The 12,809-nt window shown below is 67.1% G+C and carries 19 protein-coding genes; 14 read left to right on the top strand and 5 right to left on the bottom strand.

What is annotated here, in order from left to right; translation table 11 throughout:
• The first annotated feature begins 98 nt into the window (after positions 1 to 98).
• From ACTIGN_RS23010 to ACTIGN_RS22980, 7 genes are all read left to right on the top strand, one after another.
• The gene (locus ACTIGN_RS23010; protein WP_439628221.1) at positions 99 to 365 is read left to right on the top strand and encodes a hypothetical protein; all 267 of its coding nucleotides are present in this window, start codon (positions 99 to 101) and stop codon (positions 363 to 365) included.
• A gap of 33 nt (positions 366 to 398) precedes the next feature.
• Positions 399 to 1,145, top strand: a complete 747-nt coding sequence (locus tag ACTIGN_RS23005; RefSeq protein WP_439628220.1) for an HK97 family phage prohead protease — start codon at positions 399 to 401, stop codon at positions 1,143 to 1,145.
• 58 nt (positions 1,146 to 1,203) lie between these two features.
• Positions 1,204 to 1,569: a hypothetical protein gene (locus ACTIGN_RS23000; RefSeq protein WP_439628219.1), complete on the top strand. Its 366-nt coding sequence runs from the start codon at positions 1,204 to 1,206 to the stop codon at positions 1,567 to 1,569.
• Positions 1,563 to 1,961, top strand: coding sequence for a hypothetical protein (locus ACTIGN_RS22995; protein WP_439628218.1), 399 nt, complete (start codon positions 1,563 to 1,565; stop codon positions 1,959 to 1,961). The genes ACTIGN_RS23000 and ACTIGN_RS22995 overlap by 7 nt, the downstream gene beginning before the upstream one ends.
• 37 nt (positions 1,962 to 1,998) lie before the next feature.
• Positions 1,999 to 3,744, top strand: a complete 1,746-nt coding sequence (locus tag ACTIGN_RS22990) for a hypothetical protein (protein ID WP_439628217.1) — start codon at positions 1,999 to 2,001, stop codon at positions 3,742 to 3,744.
• A 62-nt stretch (positions 3,745 to 3,806) separates the two neighbouring features.
• Positions 3,807 to 4,340: a sigma-70 family RNA polymerase sigma factor gene (locus tag ACTIGN_RS22985; protein ID WP_439628215.1), complete on the top strand. Its 534-nt coding sequence runs from the start codon at positions 3,807 to 3,809 to the stop codon at positions 4,338 to 4,340.
• A 28-nt stretch (positions 4,341 to 4,368) separates the two neighbouring features.
• The gene (locus ACTIGN_RS22980) at positions 4,369 to 4,581 is read left to right on the top strand and encodes a hypothetical protein (protein WP_439628214.1); all 213 of its coding nucleotides are present in this window, start codon (positions 4,369 to 4,371) and stop codon (positions 4,579 to 4,581) included.
• A gap of 576 nt (positions 4,582 to 5,157) precedes the next feature.
• On the opposite strand, the gene ACTIGN_RS22975 is transcribed toward ACTIGN_RS22980, so the two are convergent.
• Positions 5,158 to 5,421 (bottom strand): hypothetical protein, encoded by a 264-nt coding sequence (locus ACTIGN_RS22975; RefSeq protein WP_439628212.1) that lies wholly within the window; start codon positions 5,419 to 5,421, stop codon positions 5,158 to 5,160.
• 145 nt (positions 5,422 to 5,566) lie between these two features.
• Here ACTIGN_RS22975 and ACTIGN_RS22970 point away from each other — a divergent pair, with 145 nt between their 5' ends.
• Positions 5,567 to 5,707 carry a hypothetical protein gene (locus ACTIGN_RS22970; protein ID WP_439628210.1) on the top strand — a complete coding sequence of 47 codons (141 nt, stop codon included), beginning with the start codon at positions 5,567 to 5,569 and terminating at the stop codon, positions 5,705 to 5,707.
• Positions 5,708 to 5,767: 60 nt separating this feature from the next.
• Positions 5,768 to 6,037 (top strand): hypothetical protein, encoded by a 270-nt coding sequence (locus ACTIGN_RS22965; protein WP_439628208.1) that lies wholly within the window; start codon positions 5,768 to 5,770, stop codon positions 6,035 to 6,037.
• 25 nt (positions 6,038 to 6,062) lie between these two features.
• Here ACTIGN_RS22965 and ACTIGN_RS22960 read toward each other — a convergent pair whose 3' ends face one another.
• Positions 6,063 to 6,284 (bottom strand): hypothetical protein, encoded by a 222-nt coding sequence (locus tag ACTIGN_RS22960; RefSeq protein WP_439628206.1) that lies wholly within the window; start codon positions 6,282 to 6,284, stop codon positions 6,063 to 6,065.
• A gap of 72 nt (positions 6,285 to 6,356) precedes the next feature.
• Positions 6,357 to 6,581 (bottom strand): hypothetical protein, encoded by a 225-nt coding sequence (locus ACTIGN_RS22955; protein WP_439628204.1) that lies wholly within the window; start codon positions 6,579 to 6,581, stop codon positions 6,357 to 6,359.
• A gap of 247 nt (positions 6,582 to 6,828) precedes the next feature.
• On the opposite strand from ACTIGN_RS22955, the gene ACTIGN_RS22950 reads away from it, so the two are divergent.
• On the top strand, positions 6,829 to 7,254 hold the full coding sequence (locus ACTIGN_RS22950) for a hypothetical protein (RefSeq protein WP_439628202.1): 426 nt from the start codon (positions 6,829 to 6,831) through the stop codon (positions 7,252 to 7,254).
• 42 nt (positions 7,255 to 7,296) lie between these two features.
• Here ACTIGN_RS22950 and ACTIGN_RS22945 read toward each other — a convergent pair whose 3' ends face one another.
• Positions 7,297 to 8,331, bottom strand: coding sequence for an AlbA family DNA-binding domain-containing protein (locus ACTIGN_RS22945; RefSeq protein ID WP_439628200.1), 1,035 nt, complete (start codon positions 8,329 to 8,331; stop codon positions 7,297 to 7,299).
• 68 nt (positions 8,332 to 8,399) lie between these two features.
• The gene (locus ACTIGN_RS22940; RefSeq protein WP_439628198.1) at positions 8,400 to 8,738 is read right to left on the bottom strand and encodes a hypothetical protein; all 339 of its coding nucleotides are present in this window, start codon (positions 8,736 to 8,738) and stop codon (positions 8,400 to 8,402) included.
• Positions 8,739 to 8,796: 58 nt separating this feature from the next.
• Between ACTIGN_RS22940 and ACTIGN_RS22935 the strand changes: the two genes are divergently transcribed.
• The 4 genes from ACTIGN_RS22935 to ACTIGN_RS22920 form a co-directional block, all read left to right on the top strand.
• Entirely contained in the window at positions 8,797 to 9,972 is a 1,176-nt protein-coding gene (locus ACTIGN_RS22935) for a pentapeptide repeat-containing protein (RefSeq protein ID WP_439628196.1), read from the top strand.
• A 353-nt stretch (positions 9,973 to 10,325) separates the two neighbouring features.
• Positions 10,326 to 10,844: a hypothetical protein gene (locus ACTIGN_RS22930; RefSeq protein WP_439628194.1), complete on the top strand. Its 519-nt coding sequence runs from the start codon at positions 10,326 to 10,328 to the stop codon at positions 10,842 to 10,844.
• A gap of 241 nt (positions 10,845 to 11,085) precedes the next feature.
• The gene (locus ACTIGN_RS22925) at positions 11,086 to 12,375 is read left to right on the top strand and encodes a BBP7 family outer membrane beta-barrel protein (protein WP_439628192.1); all 1,290 of its coding nucleotides are present in this window, start codon (positions 11,086 to 11,088) and stop codon (positions 12,373 to 12,375) included.
• Positions 12,376 to 12,548: 173 nt separating this feature from the next.
• On the top strand, positions 12,549 to 12,809 hold a 261-nt coding region (locus tag ACTIGN_RS22920; RefSeq protein WP_439628190.1), incomplete at its 3' end, for a PAS domain-containing protein.

The raw sequence follows: 12,809 nt of genomic DNA, 5'->3' as shown, positions 1-12,809 counted from the left end.
GTTGGTGCCCGAAGGTGCCTGCCCCGGGGTGTGCGCCGTCGTCGTCTGATCGCGACCCCGATTCCCTTACGACTCATTCGCCCCTCGGAGACTTGAACATGGTCAGCAACATCACCCCCGCCGATGTCGCGCTCCTTGAACTCGCGTCCGGCGCGACCGGCGCCCCGTCCGACGTGATCGAGCGGTTGCGCGCCGGCGGGTTCGTCACGCTCGACGGCGGCACCCCCACCCTCACGGCCGCGGGCGCGACCCGGGCCGAGAAGCTCAGGCCCGCGGCCTTCGACATCCGCGCGATGTTCGGCGGGACGACGAGCAACGGCGGCACCGCGATTTCCGCGCCGGGCGGTTCGCGCCTGCACTGCTGAACCGACACCCCAACCAGCACCGGAGCCCACCCGATGGCCATCCCCTTCCGCGTCGCCGGCGCTCGCGCCGCGATCACCGCCGCCCCGGACGGTGCGAAGCTCGCCACCTTCACCGGCGTGGCGTACACCGGTGCCCCGATGCAGCCGGGCGGGTGGTACGGGCAAATCATCCTCGACCTCGACGGGATCGTGGTGCCCAAGCAGCAGCGCCCGGCACTGCGCCAACACGACCACGAGAAGATCGTGGGGCACACGACCGCCGTGAAGGTCACCCCGGACGGCATCAAGGTGACCGGCGTGTTCAGCGGCCAGGACAGCCCGCACGCAAGGGAAATCATCGCGCTCGCCAAGAACGGGTTCGAGTGGCAAATGAGCGTCGGCGCGAACCCGCTACGCACCGAGTTCTTGGAGTCGGGCGAGACCACCACCGTCAACGGCCGCGAGATCACCGGCCCCATCACGATCAGCCGCGAGACCGAGTTGGGTGAGGTGTCGTTCGTCCCCCTCGGAGCGGACGGCGACACGTCCGCGGACGTGACCGCCGCGGGCGCGGCAACTGCCGTCAAGGCGAGGCCCGCGCCGCCGCGCAAGTCGGACCCGGACCCCGACGAGACCGACGAGCCGGAGGAGTCGGACGAGGAAGACGACGACCTAACCGACGAGGAACACGCCGCCGCGCTCGCCGTCGAGGCAACAATCTCGGAAGAGACCGCGGCCAGAATTGAGAAGTTCCGGCGGGAGACCGCGGAGGAGATTCGACGCGGCACTTATCGCTGCTGACCCCACCCGCGGGCCGCGCCCCGGCCCGCACCACGCCCGCCCCACCAGGACCGCCACCGTGTACACCGACGCTCCCCGCGCCCGTGCCTGCGCCGCGACCGGCACGCCCCACGCGATCGGGTTCAAGGACGCCGCGGGTCGCTGGTGGGACGTGAAGTTCTTCCCGGAGGCCGTGAAGGTCGCACGCGACCGCGGCACCGACTGCCGGGCGCTGGCCCACGGCGGCGCGGCCAACTTCCACGAGATCGTTGAGTTGCTCGCGCTGGCCTGTCACCGGCAGACCGAGGCCCGCCGCCTCACCGCCGCCGAGTTCGTGAAGCTCGTCGCAGACCCGGCCACGTTCACCCCGGCCTGCGAGGCGCTCGCGGCCGCGCTCGCCGCGTACTACCCCGTTCCCCCCGCTCAGGAGTCTTCCCCGTGTTGAAGTCCGAGTTCACCGACGCCAGCGGTCGCGCCTGGCAGGTCCGCATCACGCTCGCGCACGTCAAGCCGCTGCGGGAGGCCGGGTTCAACGTCAGCGCCATCGGCAAGGACGTCGGCACGTTTGACGTGCTGAGCGACCCCGAGACCTTCGCCCGCGTCCTGTACCTGCTCTGCGAGTCGCAAGCCGACAAGGCCGGCGTGTCGCCGGAGGAGTTCGCGGCCGGGCTCGACGGGCCGACCATCCACGCCGCCGCGGACGCGCTGCTCGCCGCCGTCGCCGACTTCTCCCACTCGCCCGCGGTCGCGAAGGCCGTGAAGGAGCGGTTGCCCGCGATGCTCGCGGACGCCGAGGCCAAGACCATCCAACTCGTGAACGCCGCGCCGCCGGCGTGACGCGGGCGCGGGCCGACACACCTACCGGGGGATCGTGATGAGTACGAGGGGCATCCGCGCGGGAAGGGCGTTCGTCGAGTTGGTGGCCGACTCGAACCAGCTTTACCGCGCACTCGACCAGGCGTCGGCCCGCCTGAAGAAGTTCGGCAGCGCCGCCGTGTCCATCGGCGCGAAGTCGGCTGCAGCCGGTGGGGCGGTGCTGGCCCCGCTGGGCAAGGCGTTCTCCGACGCGCTCACCAAGGGCGCGGACATCAAGGCCATCGCCGCCCGGTATCAACAGGGCGTGGGCTCCATCTCCGAGTTGGTCGGCGCGTTCGAGTTCGCCGGCGTGGGCGTCAGGGAGTTCGGCGACGTGGTCGGCGGGCTGGAAGGGAAGATCATCGCCGCCGCCGATGCCAACGGGGAGTTGATCGAGGGGCTTCGCGGGCTCCGGGGCCGCGACCTGATCGGCAAGAGCCTGGACCAGCAACTCGACCGCATCTTCAAGCGGTTCGGTGACATCAACGCCAGCGACTTCGACCTCGCGAACCAGGCCGAGCAAATCTTCGGGGCCGCCGGTGCCAAGCTCGTCCCGTACCTGAAGGACGGCATTGAGGGGCTGCGGCGGCTGAAGGCCGAGGGGAAGCGGACCGGGGCCGTGATGAGCGTCGAGGACATCGAGCGGGCACACGCCGCTTCGAAGGCGTGGGACGCGGTCATGGTGGAACTCGCCACCACAATCGTGAAGGTCGGCTCCGCGCTGCTCCCGGCCACGGACCAGACGAAGGAGTTGAGTGAGCAGGTGCGGGACGTGTTCGCCGCGGGCCGCGAGTGGGTCGCGAACAACGGGGAGATCATCGCCACCATCGCGAAGGTCGCGGGCGGGGTGGCCGCTGCGGGCATCGTGCTGGCCGGGATCGGGACCAGTGTGAAACTGCTCGGCCCGATCTTCAGCGGGGCCGTGTCCGGGATCAGGGGCATCGTCGGCGGGTTCGCGCTGCTCAAGAGCCCCATCGGCGCGCTGGGCTTCGCGGTCGGCGGGCTGGGGGCGCTGTGGCTCACCTGCACCGAGAACGGTCGGGCCGCCGCCGCGGACCTCGGCAAAGCGTTCCGGAGCATCGGGGACACGTTCCGCGACACCTGGGGTGGGATAACCGCCGCGGTCGGGAAAGGTGACTTGGCCACCGCTTTCAAACTGGCCGGGACCGGGATCAAGGCCGTGTGGTTCGAACTCATCATCTCGCTGGGCAAGGCGTTCGCCGCGTTCATCGAGGACAACCGCAAGAAGTTGCTCGTCCTCGCGGCGCTGAGCGGCGGGTCCAAGGGCGGGCGGTTGGGTTCGGTACTCGGCCCCTACGGCACGGCCGCCGGCGCGATCGTCGGGGCCGGTGGTGCCGCTCTCGCGACGGACGCTCTACTCGATGAACTGAAGGACATCGGCCATAACCCGAAGATGGAAGCGGCGCTCGCGCAGGCCAAGAAGGACATCAAGGAACTGGTCGCCAAGGCCAAGGCACCGGGGGGCGGGGCCGGCGTGGACGACGCCATTCGGAAGGCGGCGGAACTGGAGAAGGCGCGCTTCGATGGGTACGCGAACCGGGCGCGCGACGGCGCACAGGAGACGTTGACCCTCGGCAGTCGCCAGCGCGGCATTTTCAGCGGACCGGTTCAACAACAGCTTGGTTACTCCGACCAGATGGCCAAGCGGCAACTCGACGTGCAGATGGGGATCAAGAACGGCGTCGAGAAGGTCGCGAACAAGGTCGAAGACCTCGGCAAGCACGTCGCCGTGTTCAAGCGCTGACCCGCCCCGCCCGCACCACGGGGCCGGCCGAACGCCGGCCCCTTCTCGTTCCCGGGAGCAGCATGGCCACCGCACCGGACGCCGCGGAGTTGGTCACGAACTACTTCGGCCTGGCCGTGAAGCACGCCGCGAAGTGGGGCAAGCTCTACCCGTGGTTGCACGACCAGTTCGTGAGCGTCGCCACGGAAGAGTTGTGGCGCGCGTCTACGGAGTTCGACCCCCAGCGGTGCCCGCGGTTCGCCACGTACTTGATCCCCCGCATCCGGTGGGTGTGCCTTGAGGTCATCCGGTCCGAGCGGACCCGGAACCCGCCCGCTTTCGCTCCGCAGTGGACGCCGAGCCCGAAATCGGACACGTCGCCCCTGGAGGCCGCGCCCGGCAGGTTCGCGGATCCCGCCGAGACTGCCGAGCGGTTGGACCTGGCCCCGCTCCTCGCCACGCTCCCCCCGGACCGCCGCGAACTTGTCGTGCGGCACGTCGCCGACGCCGAGACGCTCACCGACCTCGCCGCAGCACGGGGCCGCACACGGGCGCGGGTCGGCCAGATCGTAGAGGAGTCCGTCGCCGCACTCAGGACCGCGGCGGGAGTCGAGTAGACCCAAACCACCCACGAGGTACACCGAGATGTGCGCGACACTGAACCTGACGCTCCGGGAGCGGCTCCAACACGACGCCGAGCTACTCACGCGACTCCGGGACCGCCCCCGAGCCGGCACCCTGGCCGACCTGTTCGGGGGGCTCTCACCGAAGTGGGCTTCCGAGGCAGCCGACCGGTTGGAGATCGCGGGGCGGGTGAAGGAAGATGAGGCCGGTCGGCTACACCTCGCCGCAGTGTGAACGCGACCCCTTCTCAAGTACCGTCGTCGCGTGATCGACGGTCTTGCCGGACACCCCCAGCGCCTTGCCGGCCTGGTCCCGGGCCTGCTCGCGGCTCGGTTCAGGCAAATTTGCCTGAACCGGCGGCTCCTTGTGGTGCCGCGTTTTGTTTCCAATTAGCGCTGCGGCCTTCTGCCGCTCCTTCGCGTCCCGGTCGTAAATTTCCCGAGCCCTCGCGGCCACCATTGCCCGCTGCGAGGTGCTGAGGTGCAAGCCCTCTCGTCGCCGCCGTCAAGTCCACAACGCGAACCGCCCGCCCGGTTGACCCAGGCGGGCGGCTGGACCGCCAACGAGGCGGGCCGTCACGATCACCATCTGCATCGTCGCACGCCACCCGTCGCCGCGCAACAGCCGGTCACCTTGACAGCCTGTCGCGCTGCTCCTTCGACATCGCGCGGTGCATTGAAGCAACGTAGCGCTTTGACGCCTCGTTGTGCCGAAATGTGCGCAGCAGAGCGGCCGTACCCGTCGCGTCCGACTCAAGGGCTCGCCTCGTATCCGCGATGGTTACCCGTACCTCGTCCCTCGGCTTATCACTCACGGCTTGCCCTTTCCCTTTTTGGTCGCCGCTTTCTTCACCGCCACGGGTTCCTCTGTGCCACTCGGCAGCGGGACCACTGCCGGCTCCGGCTGCGGCTCAGGCTTCGGCGGCGGGTACGCCATGTGACGCCGCAGCGCCTCGGCCACGACGCGGTTGAACTTCTCGCCCCGGTCCGCAGCGAACGCCCGCGCGTCCGTCAGCAGCGACTCGGGAAGCTCCACGTACACACCCTTCACCCCGGGTCGGTCAACGCTCGGCATGTGGCACCTCCGAGTTGAGTCTACACCACAACGCCTGAGTTGCCTAGGCACTTGCCAAGAATTCCTGAAGTCGCACTTGACAAATGCCTAGGCATTTGCCTATACTATGGGTGTAAGGACGAACGACACACACGGGGGACGCGAGATGTTTGGTTACCTGCTTCAAGCCGCGTGCGGGGTGTTCCTGATCGCCACGGGTTCATGGGTGGTGGGGAGCGTGATCCTTGGCTGTGCCGGGATCACGGCCGCGTTCAGCGGGACCGACGAGGACGGTGAGGACGAGTGAGACGACGACGTGGGCCGCTCACGTCGGGCGGCCCTTCCTTCACGACACGAGGGCGGGACGATGGAAGACGTGTTGAAGCTCTACCGCGAGGAGTTGGCGCGGGTGCAGGCCGAGCGGGACCAGGCCAACGACGAGCGGCGGAAGCTGTGGGCCGCGGTCGGGTGCCTGAAGAGCGCGACGGGCACGCTGCTCGGGTGCGTCGAGGCCGCCCACGAGTGCGCCGAGAACGATGAGTTCTTGCGGAGCGGGACGTTCGACAGCGTGCGGACCGCGGCCCGCCACGAGATCGACGTTGCGAACAAGCTGCTGGGGATCGAGGCGGCCGAGTAAGCGGCAGGGTACTCGACGGGTCTAGTCACTCCTCGGTCAGACCCGCCGCAAGCAGGAGGCCGCCGAACACGAGCGCCAGCACGCCGACGATAACCACGAGCCGAACCTTCCTCGCGCGTGCGTCGCCCATCCAATGCGGCAACGGCTCGTCGGACGGCCGGGCAATCTCCCGGAACAGCCAGTAGGGCGACGACAACGCCGTGAACGCGACCAGCAGAACCAAACCGCCCACGATGAGGAGCTTCACCCGACGTTCCCTCTGGAGGTGATCATTCCGCGGCAGAGAGCCCGGCGCGGGTTGCGTCAGCGGCGGGGCGGGTCAGCGCTTCGGCCAGTGACCCTTGTTCGTCAGGTACATCTTGAGGGCCGCTTCAAGCGTGCTGGTGAGCGTGGCCTTGTGTTCGTTCTCCGCGTTGTACGCCTCAATGTAGGCGTCAACCGCGGCCCGGATGTCCGGGTCGATGAACGCTTGGACGGGAGCGCCGGTTCGGGCGCGCTTCCCGGTCCCCTCGGCCTGGGGCTTCTTCTTCGCCATGCTGACCATGCTAGAAGCCTCTCGATTCATTGCACGTCGCGACGTGTCCACCTTACGAAGATTGGCCATGACGTGTCAATTTTCGAGGTGTCGAGTCGGATTGTTTCATGTTGTGTCTTGACCAGTCATGACACGGGCGGTAAAGTCCGCCCATCCACCCAGACGGACCGCGTGAGTCCGCAAATGAAGAAGCCCCGAGGTAGTTCGAGCTACCCCGGGGCCGGTGTCCCCACGTTCCCCAGCAGGAGTACGAGAGATGCAGTCCAAGGTAACGAACCGCCTCGCCGCCCACAAGGCCGCCACCATGGGCCCCGCGGTTCGCGCCGCCGCCCGCAGGGACATCCTTTGCCGGTCGGCAATGAACCAGGACGCGCTCAGGATCAAGAAGACCGCGGAGCGGCTCCTGAAGATGCTCCGGGAGTTCTGGAACGACCACGATTCCGGCGTCGCAACGACCCTCTGGCTTCAGAACGGCGGGCTCACGTTCGAGGAGTTCGAAAGCAACTGCCCGGAGATGCGACAGGGTTACCGCTGGTCTGACCGGCTGTGCAACGACGCGGCCGGGTTCCGCTGGGCGCTGGAGAGCTTCATCCGCCAGTTCAGCGCCTGCGTGCTGCCGCCCGACGTGTGCCAGGAGGTGATGCACGAACTGCTCGAACGGCTCGACAACGAGAAGCCGTGAGCCGAGCGGCGACCGGCTCGGGGCAAGATCGCCGGGCCGTGTTCATTCCTCTTCCGCGACACCTTCCCACGTTACCACTCGTCTCAGCTTGACATCGGCCCATTCGAAACGAAGGCGAAAGACCTGACGTGAGTGATTCTCGCAGAACGCCACAACCTCAAACTCCGGTCCTGGGCACCGAGGCATCAACCCGCTGGACGTAGGGAACACAAGCACCGTCCACAGGAACTCGAAGGCGTGGACACTCTGACCGGGATGCACGGGCTTGTCTCGAAGCCGATGTTCATGACGCCCATTGAAGCTGGCACCCTCCCAGAGATGGTTTGTGGAGGGGATCGGATTGCCCCAGACATCCTCAAGCTTCGGAGCGACCCACAATGTGAGCCCTCGCGCCGTCGCGGTGCCAACATTTTCCATAGTGGTGCGAAGTGTTAAAGTGGCACCAAAGGCGTCCGGCGCGGCAACACGATCCTGCGACTCCTCCACGGAGAGCGTGGCAATCAATTTAAGGCTCGCGTTCGCTCTTGGGTAGAACATCGAGGCGAGGACGGAGCGCGACATCACGTTCGTGTTGTCGGCGCTGCGAAGGTAGTAGTTGCGGTCCGCGTTTTCGCTGCGGTAGGGCTTGTGGGCACCCTCCGGGATGAAACACACCACGTACCCTTTGGATGCGTCATCCGGCAGCGGCACAGCAACGATCTCGACATTTGGGAGGGGGGGATCCGTCGCCTGCCGCCGCCATTCGCTGAGTTTCGTCGCCAGTGCCCGAGGATCCTCAACCGGCACCTTCTTGTTCACCGCATCAACGGTTCTGCCATCCACTTCAGCCGGACGCGCGTCGAGCCCCCAGATAACCACGCCGCCCTGATTGTTGGCGAACCCCCCAAGCACCGTTGACCAAACCTCCTTGTTCTTCTTGTCCCGCTGTCTCGGCTCCGAGGGCTCGCCCTTCACGTCGAACCAATCGTTCTCGGTCGTGGGAGGGTCGGAGTTGACGAGCTTCTCAATTGCCGCCACTCGATCCGGGACATTCACGAGACTTTCGAAGAACTCCCGTGCGAGTGAATTGCCTTGCATAGTTGCCCCCGGATTCTCGCGTGTGCTCTTTCAAAGATGGTACACGATAGCCACGGGTTCGCGCTCTCTCACTCGCTCACCCGTACCTCGTCCCACGCCGGCACCGCCTGGCCGTTCACCACGTCGCCGCGGTGCCGGATCACACGCACCCGGCTCGCGACCACGAGCCGCGCACCTTCCTTGACGTCGAGCCGCCGGCCGACCAGGACCGCGACCCGCTCGGCCCCGTCGTCGCGATCCGCCGCCCCAACCACCGTGAACCCGTTCAGGGTGCACACCGGCTTCGCGACGAGTAAGGCGACCGCCACGCGATGCCCGTCGAGGGTGCGGGCGCGGTCGATGGACAGCGAACCGAGATCGAGCGGCCGCACGACGAGAGCAGCGACGGCGAGGACGATGGCGAGCATGCGTTAGACCCAGTCAATCCCTAAGATGATGGCCGAACCATGGTCACGGAGTCAAGGCATGGCCAATGCGGATCTCGTTGCACTCGTGCATCAGGGCAAAGAGGCCTTCTTGGCATGGAGAAAGGTGAACCCAGACGCAATAGTTGATTTCGCACATAGTGACTTTCAAGGATACGATTTCGTAGGTTGGGAGTTGGGTAATATCAATTTCTCTCACTCAAACTTGGAGGGGGCGAAATTCGATAATGTGGAATTTCGTGGATCTAACTTTCAGAATGCAATGTTGACTGGAGCAACCTTTCGGGGTGCCAAGAGTACGGAAGGATCGATAAGCTTTGGGAACGCGGAACTCGACAGATGTGATTTCGGCAGAACTCTTTTCCTCAACTCGGACTTTACTAGTTCCGACTCGACAGGTGCTAACTTCCAAAATGCTTTGCTGGTCGGATCGAGGTGGTATGCGGCAACCTTTATCAACGCCGATTTTAGTTGCGCAGACTTGCTCAGAGCAAACTTTGATATGGCTGATTTGTCAGGATCAAAACTTGATTCAGCCGATTTAAGTAGGGCAACTTTTGATCGCACAAAATTAAACAACTGCAGTATCTCCAAAGCGAACTTCTTCGAAGCAATGTGTAACCGCGGGGAGTGGGAAGATGTTCGCGGTCTCCAGCTAGCCAAGGGGCTTGAAACCATCACGGCGAGCGAAGACCCGCTGTACTTAGAGAACTGTGAACGCCACTGGCTGGACCGATGCTGTGATTGGGAGCGACTCCGGACGTTCGGCCGCATGCCGCTGTTTGGCCTCTCTTACTCTGTCCTCATCCTCATTCCGATCTACATTTACGGGCTGGCGTGGTACAACACACAGATCGACAAGTTGCAATTGGGGCAGGCCACGGGGGAGTGGTCTCTCGTTCAGCACCTTCAACCGATGCCCTTGCCCTCACGATCTCTCATCCTCCTCATATCCACCATCCTTCTTGCGATCGCATCGACCCTTTACACTCTGTTCTGCCCGTCGCGGATTCGCGAGTTCACGAAAGATGTTTGGTGTGACCAGCTGAACCGTTCACTCCTAAATTACTGGCCGCTTGCTTGGCGGTATCCTGGAGTAAGAGCCCTGTGCGGAGCGTGCTACGTCGTTGGCGGTTTCGGTGCACTGTACGTTCTCGTCGCGAAGATCGCCACCGCTGGAGCCTACATCTGGCGTCACAGCGCAGGCATCTCGTGACCCAACCCAGCCGTTCCACGATTCCACAAAACGCGGCCGAGTTCCACGAATTCGCCTTGTTTCTCGCAGCGCTTCGCGACTCACGCAGCGGTCGCTGCGAGATGCTGATTGCCTGGGAATCCTAGGCGATGGTGGCGGTTGTTGCGGCCCCGCCACTTCTTTTTTGAAGAGATCTTCCCTGTCTAAAGGTCGCGTTCACGGGACGCGATGTGGGTCTTCGGCGTCCGGTGCGGTTCCGCGGTGCGGGGCGGCCGCGAGTTGGCTGCGCGTGTCGTGGCGGGGCTCGTCTTTCCGCCGCACGCCAGGATAATGCACTCATCGCCCACCGGGCGTTCCACCCGCGAGACCCCGTGATGACCGCACGCGAAGCCATCCTCCGGGCCGTCCCCGCGTTCGTCGCCATCCCCCAGCGGGACGACTACGCCCTCCGCCGCAGGCTCGAGGAGGACGGCGTGCCCGGCGAGTTGGCCGCCGAGATCGCCGAGTTCGTGCCCCTGGCGGTGGCCCGCGCCCTCCTCGACGGGATGGGCGTCCGGTTCTCCGACGAGTACGTCCGCCAGACGTCCCAGGGGCGGGTGATCGGGCGGAAGCGGCTCGACGACGAGCCCGTGTTCCGCGAGGCGACCGCGATGGCCGACGAGATCGTCCGCATGGGCCAGGACGCGTTCATGGCCATCGCCGGGTGGAGCGTCGAGTACCGGCACGTCCGGGCCGCGCTGAACTCCGGGGCGTCCGCCGGCGACCTGCGGTACGAGCCCCCGGTGGTCACCGCCGTGAACGAGGACGAGCGGGAGTTCGACGACACCTCCGGCGGGGTACAGGAACGCGGGCGCAGTTGGTGGCAGTTCTGGCGCGCCCGGCCGGGGGAGTAGCCGCCGCGCGTCGCGACCGGTGCGGCAAACTGTGCCGGTTGTTCCGCCCGTGCCGGTCGTTGCACCGGCCCGGCCCGGCCGCACCGCCCGCACATCCCCCTCCGCCTGCACCACGCCCGCGATCCGGACCGATAGCGAAGTGTGACGGGGCCGCCCCGTTCCCCACCCGCCGCGGAAAGGATTCCCCGTGCGTCTCCTCGCCGCCCTCTCGTCTCTCGTACTGTGCCTCGCAGCCGGTCGCGTGACCGCCGACGAACCGGCCGCGCCCCCGTCCACCGTGCTGGAGAGCCTCGACGCCGCTCTGTGCGGGTCGGCGTGCGGCACGCCCGCGGGGTCCTACGGCGGCAGCGAGTTCCTGCTGTGGCAAGTGCGCTCCACGCCCGTCGCCGCGCCGCTCGTCACGACCGCGAACTTCGCCGACCCGCTCCCCGGGGCCATCGGCCAGCCGGGGACGCGCGTCGTGCTCGGCGGGTGCCCGCTCAACGCCGGCGTCCAGGCCGGCGGCCGCACCTTCGTGGGTTACCGGAACGAACTCGGCTACGGCGTGGAGGTCGGCTACCTGTTCAGCGACGCGAGCCTGAACCAGAGCGTGAGTACGACCGGGCTCCCGGGCGCGCCGAACCTCGCGGTTCCGGTGTTCGACCCATCGGGCGTGTCCGGGCTCGGCGGCATCCCGGGGCAGACGATCTTCGTGCTGCCGGGGCCGTTCCCGGGCGCCCTCGTCGGCTCGGCCGCCGCCCAGGTGCCCGCGTTCCGGGGCGCGTTCCACCTCGGGTACTCGAACCGGTTCCAGGGGGCCGAGGTCAACGGCACCGCCCGGCTCGGCGACTGGGGCGGGCTCCGCGTCGACGGGCTCGCCGGGTTCCGCTGGTTCCAACTGAACGAGACCCTGACGTACACGGTCGCCACGATCGGCGTGCCGGGCAGCGCCGTGGCCGGCGCGTTCGTGAACGCGACCGACCAGTTCGAGGCGCGGAACAACTTCTTCGGCGGGCAGCTCGGGGTGCGGGCGGCCTACGAACTCGGGCGGTTGTCGGTGTCCGCGGCGGGGAAGGTCGCGCTCGGCGACGCCCGCCAGGGCGCGACGGTCCGCGGGACCGCACGCGCCAGCAACGGGAACCTGTTCTTCCTCACGAACAACACCGCCGGTCAGGTGCTCCCCACCGGGGTGTTCGCGCAGCCGAGCAACAGCGGGTCGTACTCGCGCGACGTGTTCGCCGCGCTCCCCGAGGCCACGGTGAACGTCGGCTACCACCTCACCCGACACGTCCGGGTGTTCGCCGGGTACAACTTCCTGTTCATCAGCAACGTGCTGCGGCCCGGCGACCTGATCGACCCTTCGGTGAACACCTCCCGCACGGGCCTGGCCGATGCGTCGCGCGCCACCGTCGGCACCGGGGCCGGCCCGATCCCGTTCGGGAGCCCCGGCCCGGCCCCCACCGCCACCGGCCCGCTCGCCCCGGCGTTCCGGTTCACCGCGACGGACGTGTGGGTCCAGGGGGTGAATTTTGGGCTCACCGCGAACTACTGACCCGTTGCGCACTTCTGCCCGCGTCGGCACCCGGACGAATCCGCACTTTTCGTGACACGTTCCGACAGGGGGTCTCGATCAACCAATCAGGGAGCCCTCCGCCCGGCCCGCCGGCCGCGGCCGCGGCTCCCGTCCACGAACGCGCACCACGGACGCCCCGGCCAGGGAACCCAGTGAACACCGCCGCCCCCGCCCCCGCCGCGGTCCCCCACCCGCCGCCCGACTTCCGGGCGCTGTTCGAGGCCGCGCCCGGCGCGTACCTCGTGCTGGACCGCGACTTCACGATCGTCGCCGCCAGCGACGCGTACCTCCGGGCCACCCGGACCGAGCGGCACCGGATCGTGGGCCGCGACGTCTTCGACGTGTTCCCGGACAACCCCGTGGACCCGTCCGCGACCGGGGTCCGGAACCTGCGGGCGTGGCGGGCCCCCGGG

It is taken from the genome of Gemmata sp. (assembly GCF_051859125.1).
Lineage (GTDB): Bacteria > Planctomycetota > Planctomycetia > Gemmatales > Gemmataceae > Gemmata.
Note: the sequence above shows the minus strand (reverse complement) of the source record. Positions and strands in the feature narration are given on the sequence as shown.

Bases quoted from the DNA above. Each gene is read 5' to 3' on its own strand.
- ACTIGN_RS23010 (WP_439628221.1), top strand. From the start codon at position 99: ATGGTCAGCAACATCACCCCCGCCGATGTCGCGCTCCTTGAACTCGCG.
- ACTIGN_RS23005 (WP_439628220.1), top strand. From the start codon at position 399: ATGGCCATCCCCTTCCGCGTCGCCGGCGCTCGCGCCGCGATCACCGCC.
- ACTIGN_RS22990 (WP_439628217.1), top strand. From the start codon at position 1,999: ATGAGTACGAGGGGCATCCGCGCGGGAAGGGCGTTCGTCGAGTTGGTG.
- ACTIGN_RS22985 (WP_439628215.1), top strand. From the start codon at position 3,807: ATGGCCACCGCACCGGACGCCGCGGAGTTGGTCACGAACTACTTCGGC.
- ACTIGN_RS22980 (WP_439628214.1), top strand. From the start codon at position 4,369: ATGTGCGCGACACTGAACCTGACGCTCCGGGAGCGGCTCCAACACGAC.
- ACTIGN_RS22975 (WP_439628212.1), bottom strand. From the start codon at position 5,421: ATGCCGAGCGTTGACCGACCCGGGGTGAAGGGTGTGTACGTGGAGCTT.
- ACTIGN_RS22970 (WP_439628210.1), top strand. From the start codon at position 5,567: ATGTTTGGTTACCTGCTTCAAGCCGCGTGCGGGGTGTTCCTGATCGCC.
- ACTIGN_RS22965 (WP_439628208.1), top strand. From the start codon at position 5,768: ATGGAAGACGTGTTGAAGCTCTACCGCGAGGAGTTGGCGCGGGTGCAG.
- ACTIGN_RS22955 (WP_439628204.1), bottom strand. From the start codon at position 6,581: ATGGTCAGCATGGCGAAGAAGAAGCCCCAGGCCGAGGGGACCGGGAAG.
- ACTIGN_RS22950 (WP_439628202.1), top strand. From the start codon at position 6,829: ATGCAGTCCAAGGTAACGAACCGCCTCGCCGCCCACAAGGCCGCCACC.
- ACTIGN_RS22945 (WP_439628200.1), bottom strand. From the start codon at position 8,331: ATGCAAGGCAATTCACTCGCACGGGAGTTCTTCGAAAGTCTCGTGAAT.
- ACTIGN_RS22940 (WP_439628198.1), bottom strand. From the start codon at position 8,738: ATGCTCGCCATCGTCCTCGCCGTCGCTGCTCTCGTCGTGCGGCCGCTC.
- ACTIGN_RS22935 (WP_439628196.1), top strand. From the start codon at position 8,797: ATGGCCAATGCGGATCTCGTTGCACTCGTGCATCAGGGCAAAGAGGCC.
- ACTIGN_RS22930 (WP_439628194.1), top strand. From the start codon at position 10,326: ATGACCGCACGCGAAGCCATCCTCCGGGCCGTCCCCGCGTTCGTCGCC.